The organism is Pseudomonas sp. LBUM1674, from assembly GCF_059695635.1.
Window position 1 is genome coordinate 3,677,916 of sequence record NZ_CP166779.1, and the last position, 18,569, is coordinate 3,696,484.

Here is an 18,569-nt window from a genome sequence, read left to right on the forward strand (position 1 = left end):
ATCATGACTGTACTGGATACCAACACACGCATCGCGGTGATCGGCGCCGGGGCCATGGGCGCCGGCATTGCCCAGGTCGCGGCACAGGCCGGCCATTCGGTTCTGTTGCTGGACAATCGTCCGGGCGCCGCCGCCCAGGCCATCGATGGCATCGACCGACAGTTGGGTAAACGCGTCGAGAACGGCAAGCTGTCCGCCGAATCCCGCAGCGCGACCCTTGCTCGCCTGCAAGCCGTGCAAGACATCGAAGCCCTGGCCGATTGCGCACTGATTATCGAAGCTATCGTCGAGAACCTTGAGGTCAAACGTGCCCTGTTCCGGCAGCTGGAAGACATTTGCGGCGAGCACTGCATCCTGGCCAGCAACACCTCGTCACTGTCGATTACCAGCATCGCCGCGCAACTGCGCCATCCGCAACGCCTGCTAGGCCTGCACTTCTTCAACCCGGCACCCGTTATGGCGCTGGTGGAAATCGTCTCGGGCCTGGCCAGCGATCCAGCCCTGGCGGCCTGCCTGTACGACACCGCCAGGGCCTGGGGCAAAAAACCGGTGCATACCCGCTCGACGCCAGGCTTTATCGTCAACCGCGTGGCCCGACCATTCTATGCCGAGAGCCTGCGCTTGCTTCAGGAGGGTGCCGCCGATCATCCGACACTGGATGCGCTGATGCGCGATGCCGGCGGCTTCGCCATGGGCGCGTTCGAATTGACTGACTTGATTGGCCATGACGTCAACTATGCCGTGACCTGCTCGGTGTTTGATGCCTATTACGGTGATAACCGCTTTCAGCCCTCGCTTATTCAAAAAGAACTGGTGGACGCCGGGCGCCTGGGACGAAAAAGCGGCCAAGGCTTTTACAGCTACGGCGAAGCTGCCGAACGCCCCGATCCCGCGTCAATCATTAGCAAGCGGCCCGTTGAAACGTGTGTCGCGGAAGGCAACCTGGGCATAGCACAACCTCTGATTTCACGCTTGCGCGAGCAAGGTGTTGAAGTTATCCAGCGCGATGGCCGCGGATTGCTGCGGGTCGGTGACGCCGTACTGGCACTGAGCGACGGGCGCATGGCCTGCCAACGCGCCAAAGAAGAAGGCCTGCACAACCTGATCCTTTTGGACCTGGTGTTCGACTACGCACAGTCCAGTCGAATCGCTATCAGCTATTGCGAGAACATTGATGACATCGCCCTTCAACAGGGTGTCGCTCTGCTGCAGCGGGCCGGCCTGAAAGTCAGCCAACTCAGCGACAGCCCTGCCCTTGCCGTACTTCGCACCGTGGTCATGCTCGCCAACGAAGCCGCCGACGCCTTGTTACAAGACGTCGCCTCAGCCAGCGACATCGACCTGGCGATGCGCGCCGGCGTCAATTACCCCCAAGGTCCCCTTGCCTGGGCCGATGCCATCGGGCTTTCGCATGTCCTTAAGGTGTTGGAAAACCTGCAAGCCAGTTATGGCGAAGAACGCTATCGGCCGTCGCTGCTATTGCGCCGCCGGGTCGCCGAAGGGAGAAATTTTCATGACTAACCACGAAGCGATGAACCTGGCCAGCACCTGCGCGCAAACAATGTTCAAGCGCGACGCCGCCAGTCAGGCAATGGGCATGCGCCTGCTCTCGGTGGCGCCAGGTGCAGCCCGCGTGGGCATGAGCGTGCGCGCCGACATGATTCAAGGCCACGGCACCTGCCACGGCGGTTACCTGTTTGCCCTCGCCGACTCGGCGTTTGCCTTTGCCTGCAACAGCTACAACGAGGCCACGGTCGCTATCGGCTGCAGCATCGACTACATCGCCCCGGCGCGCCTGGGCGACACCTTGAATGCCGACTGCATCGAGCAAAGCCGTTGCGGTCGCACCGGCAACTATGACGTACGCATTGAAAACCAACTGGGCCAGCTCATCGCGCTGTTCCATGGCAAATCCTACAAAGTGCGCGGCGCTGTGCTGACGCAGGAGAACCCGAATGAATGACGCCTTGATCATCGACGCGGTGCGGACCCCGATTGGCCGCTACGCCGGAGCCTTGAGCAGCGTGCGCGCCGACGACCTCGGCGCGGTGCCGCTGCGCGAATTGCTGCGCCGCCACCCGCAAGTCGACTGGAATGCCGTTGATGACGTGATCTACGGCTGCGCCAACCAGGCCGGCGAAGACAACCGCAACGTCGCGCGCATGTCGGCGCTGCTGGCCGGATTGCCGGTCAGCGTGCCCGGCACCACGCTCAACCGTCTATGCGGTTCCGGACTGGATGCCATCGGCACCGCCGCCCGGGCGATTCGCTGTGGCGAGGCCGGGTTGATGCTGGTCGGCGGTGTCGAATCGATGTCCCGTGCACCGCTGGTGATGGGCAAGGCCGAGCAAGCGTTTTCCCGCGATGCGCACATCTACGACACCACCATCGGCTGGCGTTTCGTCAATCCACTGATGAAAAAAGCCTACGGCATCGACTCCATGCCGGAGACCGCCGAGAACGTCGCCGAGCAGTTCAACATCTCCCGCGCCGATCAGGACGCCTTCGCCCTGCGCAGCCAGCAACGTGCCGGCGCGGCTCAGGCCAGCGGCCGCCTGGCCAAGGAAATCGTCGCGGTAGAAATCCCCCAGCGCAAAGGCCCGGGCAAAGTCGTCGAGCATGACGAACACCCGCGCGGCGATACCACGCTTGAGCAGTTGCAGAAGCTCGGCACGCCGTTTCGCGAAGGTGGCAGCATCACCGCCGGCAATGCGTCCGGGGTCAACGACGGCGCTTGCGCGCTGTTGCTGGCCAGCCCGGAAGTCGCCAAACGCCACGGCCTGAAGGCTCGCGGCCGGGTCGTCGCCATGGCCACCGCAGGCGTCGAACCACGGATCATGGGCATCGGCCCGCTGCCGGCGACGCGCAAGGTACTGGAACTGGCGAACTTAAGTCTGGCGGACATGGACGTGATCGAACTCAACGAAGCCTTTGCCGCCCAGGGCCTAGCGGTGTTGCGCGAACTCGGCCTGAGCGACACCGACCCGCGGGTCAATCCCAACGGCGGTGCCATTGCCCTCGGTCATCCGCTGGGCATGAGCGGCGCACGGCTGGTGACCACCGCCCTGCATGAATTGGAAGAACGTCAGGGTCGCTACGCCTTGTGCACCATGTGCATCGGCGTTGGCCAGGGCATCGCGCTGATCATCGAGCGCCTGTCCGACTAAAGAAACGCGATTCCCGGGGAGCCGAGAGGTATCCTTGGGGCATGCACTCTAAGCCCTTGTGCGAAAGGGCTGAAACACAAAAATAATTCGAGTGAAGTTATGAACATACCAATTGCCAAAGCCGTGCTAGATCCAGTGCTGGACCCGATTGAAACCGCCAGCATCGACGAACTCCGCCAGCTCCAACTGGAGCGTCTGCGCTGGAGCCTTAAACACGCGTATCAGAACGTGCCGCTGTACCGTCAACGCTTCGATGCGCTGGGTGTGCACCCGGATGACATCCAGTCGCTGGAAGACTTGGCGAAGTTTCCTTTCACCACCAAATCCGACCTGCGCGACAACTACCCCTACGGCATGTTCGCCGTGCCGATGCATGACGTAGTGCGCCTGCATGCTTCCAGCGGCACCACCGGCAAACCGACCGTCGTTGGCTACACCCAGAACGACATCGACACCTGGGCCAACGTGGTCGCCCGCTCGATCCGCGCGGCGGGTGGCCGACGTGGCGACAAAGTGCATATTTCCTATGGTTACGGCCTGTTCACCGGCGGTCTCGGCGCCCACTACGGTGCCGAACGCCTGGGTTGCACGGTGATTCCGATGTCCGGCGGGCAGACTGAAAAGCAAGTGCAGCTGATCAAGGATTTCCAGCCAGACATCATCATGGTCACGCCGTCCTACATGCTCAACATCGCCGATGAAATCGAGCGTCAGGGCATCGACCCGCACAAACTTGCGCTGCGCCTGGGCATCTTCGGCGCCGAACCCTGGACCGCCGAGCTGCGCAGCGCCATCGAAAATCGCCTGGGCATTACCGCCCTGGACATCTACGGCCTATCGGAAATCATGGGGCCAGGCGTCGCCATGGAATGCGCCGAAACCAAGGACGGGCCGACGATCTGGGAAGACCACTTCTACCCGGAAATCATCGATCCGGTCACGGGTGAAGTGCTGCCGGACGGGCAGATGGGCGAGCTGGTGTTTACGTCGCTGAGTAAAGAAGCGCTGCCGATGATCCGCTATCGCACCCGCGACTTGACTCGCCTGCTGCCGGGCACTGCGCGGCCGATGCGGCGTATCGACAAGATCACCGGGCGCAGTGATGACATGTTGATTATTCGTGGCGTTAACGTGTTTCCGACGCAGATTGAGGAACAGGTGCTGAAAATCAAACAGCTTGCGGAGTGTTATGAGATTCATCTGTATCGCAATGGCAACCTGGATAGCGTCGATGTGCATGTGGAGCTCAAGGCTGAACATCAGCATTGGGGGGATGACCAGCAGAAGGCTGTGTGTGCGGAGTTGAGTCGGCATATCAAGACGTATATCGGGATCAGTTCGCGGATTGTTTTGCAGCCTATGCATTCGATCAAGCGGTCTGAGGGGAAGGCTTGTCATGTGATGGATAAGCGTCCCAAAGGATGACTGCTGCACCCTTTATGGCCCCGCTTCGGCGGGGTTTTTTTTTGGATTTTGTATTGGGTGTATATCCATTTCTTAGGTGACGGCGGCGTAGGGCCGCCGTTACCGAAGAAACGGATACGCATACATAACCCCCCCCCAAAAACAACCACTCATCCCAAAGCGATACAAAAACACATACGACACTATATTTTGTGTTTGATATTAATTTCCGTATCGCTTATAAAGTTCTCTATGCCATCAAACAGATTCACGGCGGGAGACCCCCCATGTACGCACAGCTCGTTGAAACCGGCGTCAAGCGCATAAAAGACCTGGCGGAGATGTCCGACCAGGAACGCGCTTTCCAGGAAAAAATCGATTCAGAAATCAAGATCGAAGCCAAAAACTGGATGCCCGATGCCTATCGCCAAACCCTCATCCGGCAGATCTCCCAGCACGCCCACTCCGAAATCGTCGGCATGCTGCCCGAAGGCAACTGGGTCACCCGCGCGCCATCGCTCAAACGCAAACTGCAATTGATGGCGAAGATTCAGGACGAAGCCGGCCACGGCCTATACCTCTACAGCGCCATGGAAACCTTGGGCGCCGACCGCGATGAAGAAATCGCCAAACTGCACAGCGGCAAGGCCAAGTACTCCAGCATCTTCAACTACCCAACCTTGAACTGGGCCGACATGGGCGCCGTGGGCTGGTTGGTGGACGGCGCCGCGATCGTCAATCAGGTCGTGTTGCAGCGCACCTCCTACGGCCCCTACTCCCGGGCCATGGTGCGGATCTGCAAGGAAGAAAGTTTTCACCAGCGCCAGGGTTACGAAATCCTCCTGACCATGATGCGCCACGGCAATCAGGCGCAAAAAGACATGGTCCAGGACGCGATCAATCGCCTGTGGTGGCCGTCGCTGATGATGTTCGGTCCAAGCGACGAACACTCGCCAAACAGCGCCCAGTCCATGGCCTGGAAAATCAAGCGCCAGAGCAACGACGAACTGCGCCAGCGCTTCATCGACCAGACCATCCCGCAGCTGGAACTGCTGGGTTGCACCTGCCCCGATCCGGACCTGAAGTGGAACGCCGAGCGCGGCCACTACGACTTCGGCGAAATCCAGTGGAGCGAGTTCTACGAAGTGCTCAAGGGCAACGGCCCGTGCAACCAGGAACGCGTCGCCACCCGCCGCAAAGCCATTGAAGACGGTACTTGGGTCCGCGAAGCCGCGGTCGCCCACGCTCGTAAAAAACAGAACAAGAACGCCGCCTGATCGGCCCCCTGATGTGGAGTCACTGAAATGTCTGAATGGACCCTTTTTGAAGTCTTCGTGCGCAGCAAGCACGGCCTCAACCACAAGCATGTCGGCAGCGTGCATGCCGCCGACACCACGATGGCGATCGAAAACGCCCGCGAACTGTACACCCGCCGCAGTGAAGGCGTAAGCCTGTGGGTGGTGCCCTCGGCGCTAATTACCGCTTCGTCGCCGGATGAGAAAGACCCGCTGTTCGACCCGTCGGACGACAAGGTTTACCGCCATGCCAGCTTCTACGAGCTGCCGGCCGAAGTCGGGCACATGTGAGGTCGACCATGGACAACAAGACTGATCTGATCGAACACCTGCTGCGCCTCGGCGACAGCGCCCTGATCCAGGGCCAGCGCCTGTGCCAGTGGTGCGGCAAGGCACCGGCACTGGAAGAAGAACTGGCGCTGATGAACGTCGGCCTCGACCTGGTGGGCCAGGCGCGCAACTGGCTGGAGTATGCCGCCGAACTGCTGGACGACGGCCGCGATGCCGATCATCTGGCCTTCCGCCGCGACGAGCGCGCCTACCGCAACCTGCTGCTGGTGGAACAACCCAACGGCGATTACGCGGTGACCATCCTCAAACAGTTCCTCTACGACGCCTGGCACCTGCAAGTGCTCAGCGGCCTGAGCCAGTCCAGCGATGAACGCATCGCCGGGATCGCCGCCAAAGCCGTGAAGGAAGTGACCTATCACCTGCGCCGCTCCGGCGAGTGGGTCGAGCGTCTGGGTGACGGCACCGAGGAGAGCCACAAGCGCATGCTCGCGGCGATCCCCGAGGTCTGGCGCTTCACCATTGAACTGACCAGTGCCGATGACAGCGAACAACGTTTGCATGCAGCCGGCATCACCCCGGACGCCGCGCAAGTCGCTGCCGCCTGGCAAGCCAAGGTCAACGAGATTTTTGCCAGCGCCACCCTGCCCGTGCCGGTCGCACCCAGCTATTTCTACCTGAATGCGCGCAAGGGCCTGCACACCGAACACCTGGGCATCCTGCTGGCCGAAATGCAGTTCCTGCCACGAGCGTACCCCGATGCAACCTGGTGAGCTGATCGCCAGCGACCTCGGCGCCCGGCCGGCTCAACCGACCGACCTGGCCGCCGCGTGGGCGATTTTGGCGGAGGTCATGGACCCGGAAGTGCCGGTGGTCAGCGTGGTCGACCTCGGCATCGTTCGCGATCTCGACTGGCAGGCCGGACATCTGCACGTGGTGGTCACACCGACTTACTCCGGTTGCCCCGCCACCGAAGTGATCGAAAGCGATATCCGCGAGGCGCTGGAACTCGCCGGGTTCAAAGCGCCGCAACTGGAACGCAAATTGACCCCGGCCTGGACCACCGACTGGATCACTGACAGCGGTCGCGAACGTCTGCGCGCCTACGGTATTGCGCCGCCAAACGGCAGCACCAGCAAGCGCAGCCTGCTCGGCGAAAGCCCGGTGATCGTCTGTCCGCAATGCGGCAGCGCACATACCGAAGTGCTCAGCGAGTTTGGCTCCACCGCGTGCAAGGCACTGTACCGCTGCTGCGACTGTCGGGAACCGTTCGACTATTTCAAGTGCATCTGAGCGGCAATCGGCCGTCCCAGCTGGAGAATAAAAATGAGTAAATTTCACAGCCTGACCATCAAGGATGTGCGCGCAGAGACCCGTGACGCGGTGTCCATCGCCTTCGAGATTCCGCAGCACTTGCAAGACAGTTTTCACTTCACCCAAGGCCAACACCTGGTGATGCGCACCCAGATGGACGGCGAAGAAGTGCGCCGTTCCTATTCGATTTGCACCGGGGTCAACGACGGTGAACTGCGCATCGCCATCAAGCGCGTGGCGGGCGGGCGTTTCTCGGCATTTGCCAATGAGCAGTTGAAGGCCGGGCACAGCCTGGAAGTGATGCCGCCGGCCGGGCACTTTCATGTCGAGCTCGACCCGACCCGCCATGGCAACTACCTGGCGGTCGCGGCGGGCAGCGGCATCACGCCGATCCTGTCGATCATCAAGACCACTCTGCAAACCGAGCCGCACAGCCGCGTCACGCTGCTGTACGGCAACCGCTCAAGTTCCGGCGCGTTGTTTCGCGAACAACTCGAAGACCTGAAAAACCGCTACTTGCAACGCTTGAATCTGATCTTCGTGTTCAGTCGCGAACAGCAGGATGTCGACCTGTACAACGGCCGGATCAACGCCGAGAAATGCGAGCAACTGTTCTCTCGCTGGCTCGACGTCAAAACCCTCGACGCGGCCTTCATCTGCGGCCCGCAGGAGATGACCGAAACCGTGCGCGACAGCCTGAAAGCCAAAGGCGTGCCGCCTGAGCGCATTCATTTCGAACTGTTTGCTGCCGTCGGCAGCCAGCAAAAACGTGAGGCCCGCGAGGCGGCTCGGCAGGTTGATGCCGCCGTCAGCCAGATCACCGTCATCAGCGACGGCCGCGCCCTGGCCTTCGACCTGCCACGCAACAGCCAGAGCATCCTCGACGCCGGCAACGCCCAAGGCGCCGAACTGCCTTACTCGTGCAAGGCCGGCGTGTGCTCGACCTGCAAATGCAAGGTCATCGAAGGCGAAGTGGAAATGGACAGCAACCATGCCCTGGAAGATTACGAAGTGGCCGCCGGCTATGTGCTGTCGTGCCAGGCGTTTCCGGTGAGCGACAAAGTGGTGCTGGATTTCGATCAGCTCTGATTCCCCAGGCTTTGCACATTCCCTGTGGGAGCGGGCTTGCCCGCGAAGACGGAGTATCAGGCGACACCATGTTGAATCTGATGGCCTCTTCGCGGGCAAGCCACGCTCCACAGAGACTGCGCCGTAACCCAGAACCTGCTTTACCCACAACAAAAACAACAACAGAGAGCGCGCCATGACACCCAAAGACGTAGAACTCATCCGCCAGAACCCCGACTTCATCCAGTTGGTACGCCGTAAACAGAACCTGTATTGGTCGCTGTCGCTGATCATGCTGGTGATCTATTTCGGCTTCGTCTTACTGGTGGCGTTCTCCCCCGCCACCCTCGGCCAATCCCTGAGCGGTGGCGTGACCACCGTGGGCATGTTGGTGGGTGTGGTGATCGTGGCACTGGCGTTCGCATTGACCGGTTTCTACGTCTATCGCGCTAACAACGTGATCGATCCGCTCAACGAAAAGCTCAAACAGGAGTGCGCCCGATGAGCCGGCTTCTTGCGTTATTCCTGCTACCTCTGGCCTTTGTCACTGACTTTGCGGCAGCGGCCGACGGCGCGTCCCGCCCGCTGAACTGGACCGCGATCGGCATGTTCCTGGTGTTCGTGCTGTTCACCCTCGGTGTGACGCGCTGGGCCGCTCTGCGTACTCGCTCCGCCAGCGATTTCTACACCGCGGGCGGTGGCATGACCGGTTTCCAGAACGGTCTGGCGATTGCCGGCGACATGATCTCCGCGGCGTCCTTTCTGGGCATCTCGGCGATGATGTTCCTCAATGGCTATGACGGCTTGCTCTACGCGCTGGGCGTACTGGCGGGCTGGCCGATCATTCTGTTCCTGATCGCCGAACGCTTGCGCAACCTCGGTAAATACACCTTTGCCGACGTGGTCTCCTATCGCCTGGAACAAACCCCGGTGCGCCTGACCTCGGCCTTCGGCACCTTGACCGTGGCCCTGATGTACCTGGTGGCGCAGATGGTCGGCGCCGGCAAGCTGATCGAATTGTTGTTCGGCATCGATTACCTCTACGCGGTCATGCTGGTCGGCGTGTTGATGGTGTTCTACGTGACCTTCGGCGGCATGCTCGCCACCACCTGGGTGCAGATCATCAAGGCCGTGATGCTGCTGTTCGGCACCACGTTCATGGCGTTCATGGTGCTCAAGCATTTCGGTTTCAGCACCGAAGCGATGTTCGCCGGGGCCACTGCCGTGCACGCCAAGGGTAACGCGATCATGGCGCCCGGCGGTTTGCTGTCGAACCCGATCGATGCAATCTCGCTGGGTCTGGGCATGATGTTCGGCACCGCCGGCCTGCCGCATATCCTGATGCGTTTCTTCACCGTCAGCGATGCCAAGGAAGCGCGTAAAAGCGTGTTCTACGCCACCGGATTTATCGGTTATTTCTACTTGCTACTGATCATTGTCGGCTTCGGTGCGATCGTCATGGTCGGCACCGATCCAGCGTTCCGCGATGCCAACGGCGCGATCATCGGCGGCGGCAACATGATCGCCGTGCACCTTGCGCAAGCCGTGGGCGGCAACCTGTTTCTCGGGTTCATCTCGGCCGTCGCTTTCGCCACCATTCTGGCGGTGGTGGCCGGACTGGCGTTGTCCGGCGCCTCGGCGGTATCCCACGATTTGTATGCCTGCGTAATGCGCAAAGGCCAGGCCAGCGAACAACAGGAGATTCGCGTCTCGCGGATTGCCACGCTGTGCATCGGTGTCCTGGCGATCATTCTCGGCCTGTTGTTCGAGTCGCAGAACATCGCGTTCCTGTCCGGACTGGTGCTGGCCATCGCCGCGTCGGTGAATTTCCCGGTGCTGTTTCTCTCGATGTACTGGAAAGGCCTGACCACCCGCGGCGCGGTGACCGGCAGTCTGGCGGGGCTGATCTCGGCGATTGTCCTGCTGGTGCTAAGCCCGGCGGTGTGGGTCAACGTGTTTCATCACGACAAGGCGCTGTTCCCCTACTCCAACCCGGCACTGTTCTCCATGAGCCTGGCCTTCTTTAGTGCCTGGGTGTTTTCCGTCACCGACACCTCACCCCGTGCGGCCCTTGAGCGTGGCCGTTACCTGGCGCAGTTCATCCGTTCAATGACCGGCATCGGTGCCTCCGGCGCCAGCAAGCACTAAACGACAATCGATCTGATGGCAGGGAATAAAAATAATGAAGCCCGCGCGTACCGCATCCTACGAATCACTGTTTTCGTTAGCCGCCGCATTGAGTCTGCCCATGGTCGCCACTAGCGCCATGGCCGACTTCATCGACGACAGCAAGGCCCGTATTGAAATGCGCAACCACTACATCAATCGCGATTTCCGTCAGGACAACGCGCCACAATCCAAGGCTGAAGAATGGGCCCAGGGGTTCACGGCGCGCATCGAGTCCGGGTTCACCGACGGCACCTTCGGCTTCGGTCTCGACGCGCTTGGGGAACTGGGGCTGAAGCTCGATTCCAGCCCGGATCGCCGTGGCACCGGGCTGCTGCCCTATGGCCCGAGCAGCCATGAACCTGCGGACGAGTTCAGCCAACTGGGGCTGACCGGCAAGCTGCGAGTATCCAAAAGCGTACTGAAGCTCGGCACTCTGCAACCGTTGCTGCCGGTGGCTACCTACAACGACACCCGCCTGTTGGGTTCGACCTTCGAGGGTGGCCTGCTCACCAGCCAGGAAATCAGTGGCCTGACGGTAAATGCCGGGCGCCTGACCAAAGCCAACCTGCGGGACTCGTCCAGCAACGATGACATCGGCTACGGCGCCGCCAGCAGCGATCACTTCGACTTTGCCGGCGGCAGCTACGCCTTCAGCCCGCAGCTGAACCTGAGCTACTACTACGGCAAGCTCGATCAGATTTATCGCCAACAGTTCGTCGGGCTGGTGCATACCCAGCCGCTGGGCAACGGTTTCAACCTGCGCAGCGACCTGCGCTATTTCGACAGCCGAGGGGATGGCGCCGAGCGGGCCGGACGTATCGACAACCGCAACTTCAACAGCATGTTCACCGTGTCCCACGGTGCCCACAAAGTCAGTGCCACGTACCAGCAGTTGTCCGGCGACAGCGCCTTTCCGTTCCTCAACGGCGGCGATCCCTACGTGGTCAACCTGGTGACCTACAACACCTACACCCGCGCCGACGAGGACTCCTGGCAGCTGCGTTACGACTATGACTTCGCGGCGCAAGGCATCCCCGGCCTGACCTTCATGACCCGCTACACCGACGGTCGCCACGTTAAATCCGGCAGCGTCGACAACGGCCGCGAGCGGGAACGCGACACTGACATCAGTTACGTCATCCAGAGCGGCGTGTTCAAGGACGTCAGCCTTCGCTGGCGCAACGTGACCTTCCGTTCCGGCAATGGCTTGAGTACCGCCATCGATGAAAACCGGCTGATTGTCGGTTACACCGTGGCGCTTTGGTAATCCCTGAATGGCGCGGTCGCAACCGCGTCAACACCTTTCATAACCTGGAGGAATCGTGATGCCTCACGCCCCTACCCTGCAAAGTTTCATCGCCGGTCGCTGGATCGGCCAACACGGCGCTCAGGTGCTGCGCAGCGCCATCGATGGCCATGAAATCGCACGCACCCATGAAGAGCGTCCGGACTTCGCCGAAGCCGTCGAGCACGGTCGTCGCCAAGGCGTCAGCGGCCTGATGGCGCTGGACTTCCAGCAACGGGCGCAACGTCTCAAGGCCCTGGCCTTGTACCTGAGCGAACGCAAGGAACAGCTCTACGCCATCTCGCACCACAGCGGCGCGACCCGCGCCGACAGTTGGATCGACATCGAAGGCGGCAACAGCACGCTGTTCACCTACGCCAGCCTCGGCTCGCGCGAATTGCCGTCGGGCAACATCGTCCACGAAGGCCCGGCCATGCCGCTGAGCAAACTGGGCACCTTCGCCGGCACGCATATTCTGGTGCCTCGCGGCGGCCTGGCGGTGCACATCAACGCCTTCAACTTCCCGATCTGGGGCATGCTGGAAAAGTTCGCACCGAGCTTTCTCGCCGGCATGCCGTGCATCGTCAAACCGGCCAGCGCCACCAGCTATTTGACCGAAGCCGTGGTACGGCTGATGGACGAATCCGGTTTGCTGCCGACGGGCAGTTTGCAGTTGATCATCGGCAGCACCGGTGATTTGCTGGATCGCCTGCAAGGCCAGGACGTGGTGACCTTCACCGGCTCGGCCGACACCGCCGCCAAACTGCGGGTCAATCCGAACCTGATCCGCAACTCGGTGCCGTTCAACGCTGAAGCCGACTCGCTGAACTGCGCGATCCTCGCCCCGGACGTGACGCCGGACGACGAAGAATTCGAGCTGTTCATCAAGGAAGTCGCTCGGGAAATGACCACCAAGGCAGGGCAGAAATGCACCGCCATTCGCCGCGCGATTGTGCCGGCCAAACACATCGATGCGGTCGCCAGCCGTTTGCGCGATCGCCTGAAGAAAGTCGTGGTCGGCGACCCGTCGGTGGAAGGCGTGCGCATGGGTGCGCTGGCCTCTCACGATCAGCAAAAAGACGTTGCCGAACGCCTGGAAAGCCTACTGCAAAGCAGCGATATGCTGTTCGGCGCCCGCGACGGTTTCGAGCCGCGCGGTGAAAACGTCAACCAGGGTGCGTTCTTCGCGCCAACTCTGTTGCAGGCCCGCGACCCTCACGCCGAAGGTGGCGCCCACGACATCGAAGCGTTCGGCCCGGTCAGCACCCTGATGGCCTACGACGATCTGGACGAAGCACTGGTCCTGGCCGCTCGCGGCAAAGGCAGTCTGGTGGCCAGTTTGATCACCAAGGATCCGCAGATCGCCGCCAAGGCAATCCCGGTGGCAGCTGCCTGGCACGGCCGTTTGCTGGTGCTGGACCGCGAATCCGCCGCCGAATCCACCGGCCACGGTTCGCCCCTGCCACAACTCAAACACGGCGGCCCGGGTCGTGCCGGCGGGGGTGAAGAACTCGGTGGTCTGCGCGCGGTGAAACACTACCTGCAACGCGCGGCGGTGCAAGGCTCGCCGACCATGTTGGCGGCGGTCACCGGCGAATACGTGCGGGGCGCCAAGGTCATCGAAACCGAGGTGCATCCGTTCCGCCGGTTCTTCCAGGACCTGCAGATCGGCGAATCGCTGCTGACCCACCGTCGCACCGTGACCGAAGCCGATCTGGTGAACTTCGGTTGCCTGTCCGGCGATCATTTCTACATGCACTTCGATGACATCGCCGCCAAGGAATCGCAATTCGGCAAACGCATCGCCCACGGTTACTTCGTGCTGTCGGCGGCGGCGGGCCTGTTCGTGTCGCCAGCACCCGGCCCGGTTCTGGCCAATTACGGTCTGGATACTTTGCGCTTTATCACTCCGGTGGGCATCGGCGACACGATTCAGGCGCGCCTGACCTGCAAACGCAAAATCGATCAGGGCAAAAAGAGCCCGCAAGGCATCCCGCAAGGTGTAGTCGCGTGGGACGTGGAAGTCACTAACCAGTTGGGCGAACTGGTTGCCAGTTATGACATTTTGACCTTGGTGGTGAAGCGCGAGGAGTAAAACCACAACCTGAAAGGGATTATCTCTCTCATGAGGTAATCCCTTTCTTTCTGTTGCGGACAACTACTCGCCTCTCGATCACCAACGCTGTTATGCCTACCAGAACTTCCATGTGTAAGTCGTGATCAGCCGGTTCTCATCGAAGTCGGCACCGTAGCGTGTCTTCACCTTGATGTTGCGCCCCTCGAAACCCAGCCCTTGAAGCGGACCACTCTGCACCACATAAGACATGACGAAGTTGCGTTCGCTCTCGACGTTATCCGCAAGGTTAGCTCCACGGTTGATGTCGACGCCGCGTAGATAACGGGTCATGAACTTGAGGCCCGGAACACCCAGCGCGGCGAAATCGTAGTCATAACGCGCTTGCCAGGAGCGCTCGCTGGCTTTGTAGAAAGCGACGGTCGACCAGTTCACAAGATAAGGCTGCGGCGCATAGCCATTGAGTAGCGGGAAGGCGTCGTCACCGAACATGCGTTGATAAGCGAGCGTGTAGGTGTTTCCTCCTTTCCTCAGCGCCGTCATAAGGCCCAGCGATCGGTTATCGAGGTCACCCGACAGCTGCTTCCCCTCCTCGCGATTGTTGTAGTAACGGACATCGTTCTTGAGGCTATAACCGTCCCCAAAACTCAAGGTGTACGCGAGCCCGAGGTAATGTTGCTGGTAGATGTCTTCAAGTTGACCGAAGTAATAGGTGGCGTTGAGCGCAGGGGTAAAGTCGTAACGCGCACCGGCGAAATTGAGTCCGTCGCTGCTCTGGGCAGGACTGTCGCCGAACAGGTAGATGTCTTCCCGATTGGACGATTCGCGCGTGGATATCTTCCAGAATCTACCGGCGTTCAAGGTCAGTTTCGACCACTCCCGGGACTCAATGGTCGCCCCTTCAAAGGTGGTGACCAGCTGCCTGGAGTCATCCATGTAGGCCACAGGTAAGGTTGGGCGTAGCTCGCCCACGCGGACTTCGGTGTTGGACATCCGCACTTTGGCGGTAAGGCCGGCACGACCATAGTCACGAACCGGTTCGCCGGTGCTCATATCGTAGGGCAACACGGTGTCCGGCGCCCGCCCTCCACCGCCATCGAGCCGATAGGCAAACTGTCCGGCGGCGTCCAGGCCAAACTGGATCGGGCCATCGGTATAACCCGACTTGAATTGCAAATCGAAGCCCTGGCTCCAACTGCCGACACGAGACTTGGGGGCATTGCTCTGCTTGAAGTCCCTGTCGACGTAAAAGTTGCGCAAGCCGAGGTTGAGATGACTGTCCTCCAGGGCATCAGCCTTCACTGCGGGAGCGATTACGAAGGTCAACAAAGAGCCCAAAGTACCAAGACGAACAGAAGCTTTCATGACGCATATTCCTTTCTTATTGTTGTTCTGCAAAAACTGAAATGCAGCGCACAGCCGAGCCCCTGCGAATGCAAGGCCTCGCCGGATTCATTGGTTTTTTGTATAGAAGGCGCAATCGCTGCTATCGCGCCTGTCTCCCAACGGCAGGAAAGTGCGCTAGAACGGGTACTGGATCGGATCGTTCATCAAGCTGACCCACTGACGCTCGGTAAACTCATCAAAGTTCGCCGGGCCACCGTAACGGCCGCCGTAACCGGAAATCCCCATGCCGCCAAAAGGCACCTGGAATTCGTTGTTCACCGTCTGGTCGTTCACATGCACCATGCCGCTGTGAATACGCCCTGCCCATTCATAGCCGCGCATGGCATTGCCGGTATGAATGGCAACCGCCAATCCATATGACGACTCATTGACCAGCGCCAAGGCCTCCTCGATATCGTCGTACACGACGATGGGCGCGACCGGCCCGAAAATCTCGTCCTTGAACACTGGCATCTCCGGCGTGACGTCGATCAGTACCGTCGGCCGGTAACACAGATCCTTGTATTCCCCCCCGGTGACCAACCTCGCTCCCTGGTGGATGGCGTCTTGTACCAGGCCATGTACGCGGTCGCGCTGTTGGGCGTTGATCAGTGGCCCAAGTTGCACGGTTTGGGTAAAGGGGTTCCCGCAGACAAGACGCTCCGCCCGTTCCCTGAGTTTTTCTGTGTAGGCCAAGGCCACGCTGCGATGAACAATGTGCCTTCCTGCCTGCATGCAGATCTGCCCTTGGTGCAGGAACGAGCCCCAGGCACCTGAGGAGCTGGCCGCATCGAGGTCTGCGTCAGGACACACGATCAGGGCATTGTTGCCTCCCAGTTCCAACGAACACCGCTTGAGCAATGCGCCGCAGGTTTCGGCAATCCTACGACCCACAGCCGTCGAACCAGTGAAGGCAATCATTTTCACTGAAGGATCGCTGACCAGTGCAGAACCAGTTTCTGCAAGACCGGGAAGTACTTGAAACACCCCTTGCGGCACACCCGCCAGTTCGAACAAGCGTGCCAGCAACAGACCGCCGGTCACGCTGCTGAATTCCGAAGGTTTGAGTAGCACCGCATTACCCAGGGCGAGCGCCGGCGCAATCGAGCGCAAGGACAACAGCAACGGGAAATTCCAGGGAGAGATGACGGCGACAACCCCCATCGGCACCCGACGCCAGATATTGGTTCGCCCTGGCATGCTCGTGGGGAATACTTCGCCATTGGCTTGCATTGGCATGGCAGCGGCCATCTGCAACTGTTCGACGCAAACACTGAGCTCCCACTCGGCTTTGAAACGAGCGCCGCCACACTCACGGATATTCCATTCGATGAAGCTCTCGGCTTCCTGGTGCAGAAGCCGCGCCGCCTCCCGCAGTATCGCCGCGCGCTGATCGAAAGGTGTAGCCGCCCAGCCCGACTGGGCTTGCCTGGCGCGTAGTGCGGCGCGTGCAACGTCCGCCGCACTGGCAATCCCTACGGTTGCCAGGCGCTCACCGGTGGCGGGCTCATTCACCTGCATTTCGTTCTCGGTCGATTGCCAGGTTCCAGTATAAAAACGTGCTTTCCAGCGTTGCTCGTCCATGAATTCGGCAATAGACGCATATTGATTTTGAAGGTTAGTGGTTGCCATATCAGACACCCTCCGTAGGGCGATGTTGTGCAAGGGGAAGTGCAACCGGCTTCTGTGAGATCAACAACACGGCAATCACCGCGATCACTCCAGGAAGGGCGAAGACCAGGAAATTGTGCTCAAAGGGCAAGCTCAGGCTGAACAGAAAGCCTCCCAGCAATGGCCCTGCCACAGCGCCGCAGCGGCCAATCGCAGCAGCCATGCTGACGCCGGTGGAACGAACCCGGGATGGGTAAAGATCGGCGGCCAGGGTATGCACTACAGAGAGGCAGCCCACGGTTGAACCACCAGCGATCAGCAACAAGGCATAGAGCGTGGTCGCGTCCGGCTTGATGCCCAACATCGATATGGATACGGCAGCCAAGGCGAAGAACAGCGCCAGTGTCGCCTTGCACCCCCAACGATCGGCCAGCACGCCGCTGATCAAGGTGCCTATCAGGGAACCGACGTTCATCACCACCAGAAACACGATGCTGGACCCCAATGGATAGCCACCGCTGCTCATCAGCTTCGGCAGCCAGGTGTTGAGGCCATAGACCATCAGCATGCACATGCCAAAGCTCAACCACAGCATCAATGTGCTGAACCCCCGGCCATTGCCGAACAATGCTGACATCGACGTTTTACCAGCGCCCGCGTCAGCCACCGACTCCAACACATAGGTCACCGCGCCAACAGGATTGTGATCCGGGTTGATCCGACGCAACATCTTAGCCACCTCTTCCTGGCGGTTACGATGCAGCAGATAGGCCACCGACTCGGGCAGGGTCTTGTAGAGCAACGGCAGGGACAAAAACGACAGGCCTGCGACGTAGAACGGCGAATGCCACCCCAGGTGCGGGATCAGATAGATACCGGCCAGGCCGGAAAGCAGCCCACCGATGGCAAAGAAGCTGAGCATCAAGTTGATCAGGCGGTTGCGGCATGAACCCGGCGACATTTCTTTGAGAATGGTCACCAGATTGGGCACGACTCCACCCAGTCCTGCTCCAGTGAGGAACCGGCACAAGGCGAAGCTGGTGGCGTCGGTGGCAAAGGCGTTTGACAACGCCGCCAGGCTAAACAAGGCAACGCAGAAAAGGATAATGCGACGCCTGCCGAAGCGGTCGGCCTGGGTGCCCAGGGTGACGGCACCAAACATCATCCCGACCATGGAACTGGCGCCCAACATGCCCGCTTCGGCGGGTGTCAACGCCCATGCGGTCATCAAATGTGGCAGCACAGAACCGTAGATGACCAGGTCGTAGCCGTCGAACATCATGATGAACGAACACCAGAAAACCAGCAGGTAGTGGAACCGATTCAGCCGTGCAGAGTTGACGACTTCCAACGCATTGATCGAGCGCATACAAGTTACTCTTATTATTGTCATGGCCATGGCAGCGGGACTTGGCAGTGCGGTTGCCAGGGAGTATTGCGAAACGGTGTACGACCACTTCGTTTGCGTTTCTAGACGATATGGATAGAATCTGAATAGATCAAATAGA

The 18,569-nt window shown here is 60.3% G+C and carries 16 protein-coding genes; 13 read left to right on the forward strand and 3 right to left on the reverse strand.

The window, feature by feature from the left end; translation table 11 throughout:
* The first annotated feature begins 3 nt into the window (after positions 1-3).
* The 13 genes from paaH to paaZ all read left to right on the forward strand — a co-directional run bounded on the left by paaH (position 4) and on the right by paaZ (position 14,085).
* Complete coding sequence (paaH, locus tag ACA067_RS16870) at positions 4-1,521, forward strand: 3-hydroxyacyl-CoA dehydrogenase PaaH (RefSeq protein WP_497457628.1); 1,518 nt, start codon at positions 4-6, stop codon at positions 1,519-1,521.
* The gene (paaI, locus tag ACA067_RS16875; protein WP_426117199.1) at positions 1,514-1,963 is read left to right on the forward strand and encodes a hydroxyphenylacetyl-CoA thioesterase PaaI; all 450 of its coding nucleotides are present in this window, start codon (positions 1,514-1,516) and stop codon (positions 1,961-1,963) included. Before paaH ends, paaI begins: the two co-directional genes overlap by 8 nt.
* Positions 1,956-3,167 carry a 3-oxoadipyl-CoA thiolase gene (gene pcaF, locus ACA067_RS16880; protein ID WP_497447574.1) on the forward strand — a complete coding sequence of 404 codons (1,212 nt, stop codon included), beginning with the start codon at positions 1,956-1,958 and terminating at the stop codon, positions 3,165-3,167. The genes paaI and pcaF overlap by 8 nt, the downstream gene beginning before the upstream one ends.
* 99 nt (positions 3,168-3,266) lie before the next feature.
* Entirely contained in the window at positions 3,267-4,592 is a 1,326-nt protein-coding gene (paaK, locus tag ACA067_RS16885; protein WP_497457629.1) for a phenylacetate--CoA ligase PaaK, read from the forward strand.
* Between the two features lie 266 nt (positions 4,593-4,858).
* Positions 4,859-5,848: a 1,2-phenylacetyl-CoA epoxidase subunit PaaA gene (gene paaA, locus ACA067_RS16890; RefSeq protein WP_426117205.1), complete on the forward strand. Its 990-nt coding sequence runs from the start codon at positions 4,859-4,861 to the stop codon at positions 5,846-5,848.
* A gap of 27 nt (positions 5,849-5,875) precedes the next feature.
* The gene (paaB, locus tag ACA067_RS16895) at positions 5,876-6,157 is read left to right on the forward strand and encodes a 1,2-phenylacetyl-CoA epoxidase subunit PaaB (protein ID WP_007943393.1); all 282 of its coding nucleotides are present in this window, start codon (positions 5,876-5,878) and stop codon (positions 6,155-6,157) included.
* Positions 6,158-6,165: 8 nt separating this feature from the next.
* On the forward strand, positions 6,166-6,927 hold the full coding sequence (gene paaC, locus ACA067_RS16900; protein WP_497457630.1) for a 1,2-phenylacetyl-CoA epoxidase subunit PaaC: 762 nt from the start codon (positions 6,166-6,168) through the stop codon (positions 6,925-6,927).
* Positions 6,914-7,447: a 1,2-phenylacetyl-CoA epoxidase subunit PaaD gene (gene paaD, locus ACA067_RS16905; RefSeq protein WP_426117210.1), complete on the forward strand. Its 534-nt coding sequence runs from the start codon at positions 6,914-6,916 to the stop codon at positions 7,445-7,447. The genes paaC and paaD overlap by 14 nt, the downstream gene beginning before the upstream one ends.
* Positions 7,448-7,480: 33 nt before the next feature.
* On the forward strand, positions 7,481-8,557 hold the full coding sequence (gene paaE, locus ACA067_RS16910; protein ID WP_497457631.1) for a 1,2-phenylacetyl-CoA epoxidase subunit PaaE: 1,077 nt from the start codon (positions 7,481-7,483) through the stop codon (positions 8,555-8,557).
* A 175-nt stretch (positions 8,558-8,732) separates the two neighbouring features.
* Entirely contained in the window at positions 8,733-9,041 is a 309-nt protein-coding gene (locus tag ACA067_RS16915; protein ID WP_497457632.1) for a DUF485 domain-containing protein, read from the forward strand.
* Complete coding sequence (locus tag ACA067_RS16920) at positions 9,038-10,684, forward strand: cation acetate symporter (RefSeq protein WP_497457633.1); 1,647 nt, start codon at positions 9,038-9,040, stop codon at positions 10,682-10,684. Before ACA067_RS16915 ends, ACA067_RS16920 begins: the two co-directional genes overlap by 4 nt.
* Positions 10,685-10,718: 34 nt before the next feature.
* Positions 10,719-11,972, forward strand: a complete 1,254-nt coding sequence (locus ACA067_RS16925; RefSeq protein ID WP_497457634.1) for an OprD family porin — start codon at positions 10,719-10,721, stop codon at positions 11,970-11,972.
* 58 nt (positions 11,973-12,030) lie between these two features.
* Entirely contained in the window at positions 12,031-14,085 is a 2,055-nt protein-coding gene (paaZ, locus tag ACA067_RS16930) for a phenylacetic acid degradation bifunctional protein PaaZ (RefSeq protein ID WP_497457635.1), read from the forward strand.
* A gap of 96 nt (positions 14,086-14,181) precedes the next feature.
* Here paaZ and ACA067_RS16935 read toward each other — a convergent pair whose 3' ends face one another.
* The 3 genes from ACA067_RS16935 to ACA067_RS16945 form a co-directional block, all read right to left on the reverse strand.
* On the reverse strand, positions 14,182-15,429 hold the full coding sequence (locus tag ACA067_RS16935) for an OprD family porin (RefSeq protein WP_497457636.1): 1,248 nt from the start codon (positions 15,427-15,429) through the stop codon (positions 14,182-14,184).
* A gap of 156 nt (positions 15,430-15,585) precedes the next feature.
* Positions 15,586-17,082, reverse strand: coding sequence for a benzaldehyde dehydrogenase (locus ACA067_RS16940; RefSeq protein WP_497457637.1), 1,497 nt, complete (start codon positions 17,080-17,082; stop codon positions 15,586-15,588).
* A gap of 1 nt (position 17,083) precedes the next feature.
* Entirely contained in the window at positions 17,084-18,430 is a 1,347-nt protein-coding gene (locus ACA067_RS16945) for an MFS transporter (protein ID WP_497457638.1), read from the reverse strand.
* Positions 18,431-18,569: the final 139 nt, after the last annotated feature.

Excerpts from the sequence above, each read along its gene's own strand:
- ACA067_RS16915 (WP_497457632.1), top strand. The coding sequence starts at position 8,733 with ATGACACCCAAAGACGTAGAACTCATCCGCCAGAACCCCGACTTCATC.
- paaH (WP_497457628.1), top strand. The coding sequence starts at position 4 with ATGACTGTACTGGATACCAACACACGCATCGCGGTGATCGGCGCCGGG.
- ACA067_RS16945 (WP_497457638.1), bottom strand. The coding sequence starts at position 18,430 with ATGCGCTCGATCAATGCGTTGGAAGTCGTCAACTCTGCACGGCTGAAT.
- paaB (WP_007943393.1), top strand. The coding sequence starts at position 5,876 with ATGTCTGAATGGACCCTTTTTGAAGTCTTCGTGCGCAGCAAGCACGGC.
- ACA067_RS16920 (WP_497457633.1), top strand. The coding sequence starts at position 9,038 with ATGAGCCGGCTTCTTGCGTTATTCCTGCTACCTCTGGCCTTTGTCACT.
- paaK (WP_497457629.1), top strand. The coding sequence starts at position 3,267 with ATGAACATACCAATTGCCAAAGCCGTGCTAGATCCAGTGCTGGACCCG.
- paaI (WP_426117199.1), top strand. The coding sequence starts at position 1,514 with ATGACTAACCACGAAGCGATGAACCTGGCCAGCACCTGCGCGCAAACA.
- ACA067_RS16940 (WP_497457637.1), bottom strand. The coding sequence starts at position 17,082 with ATGGCAACCACTAACCTTCAAAATCAATATGCGTCTATTGCCGAATTC.
- paaD (WP_426117210.1), top strand. The coding sequence starts at position 6,914 with ATGCAACCTGGTGAGCTGATCGCCAGCGACCTCGGCGCCCGGCCGGCT.
- ACA067_RS16925 (WP_497457634.1), top strand. The coding sequence starts at position 10,719 with ATGAAGCCCGCGCGTACCGCATCCTACGAATCACTGTTTTCGTTAGCC.
- paaC (WP_497457630.1), top strand. The coding sequence starts at position 6,166 with ATGGACAACAAGACTGATCTGATCGAACACCTGCTGCGCCTCGGCGAC.
- paaE (WP_497457631.1), top strand. The coding sequence starts at position 7,481 with ATGAGTAAATTTCACAGCCTGACCATCAAGGATGTGCGCGCAGAGACC.
- paaZ (WP_497457635.1), top strand. The coding sequence starts at position 12,031 with ATGCCTCACGCCCCTACCCTGCAAAGTTTCATCGCCGGTCGCTGGATC.
- ACA067_RS16935 (WP_497457636.1), bottom strand. The coding sequence starts at position 15,429 with ATGAAAGCTTCTGTTCGTCTTGGTACTTTGGGCTCTTTGTTGACCTTC.
- paaA (WP_426117205.1), top strand. The coding sequence starts at position 4,859 with ATGTACGCACAGCTCGTTGAAACCGGCGTCAAGCGCATAAAAGACCTG.
- pcaF (WP_497447574.1), top strand. The coding sequence starts at position 1,956 with ATGAATGACGCCTTGATCATCGACGCGGTGCGGACCCCGATTGGCCGC.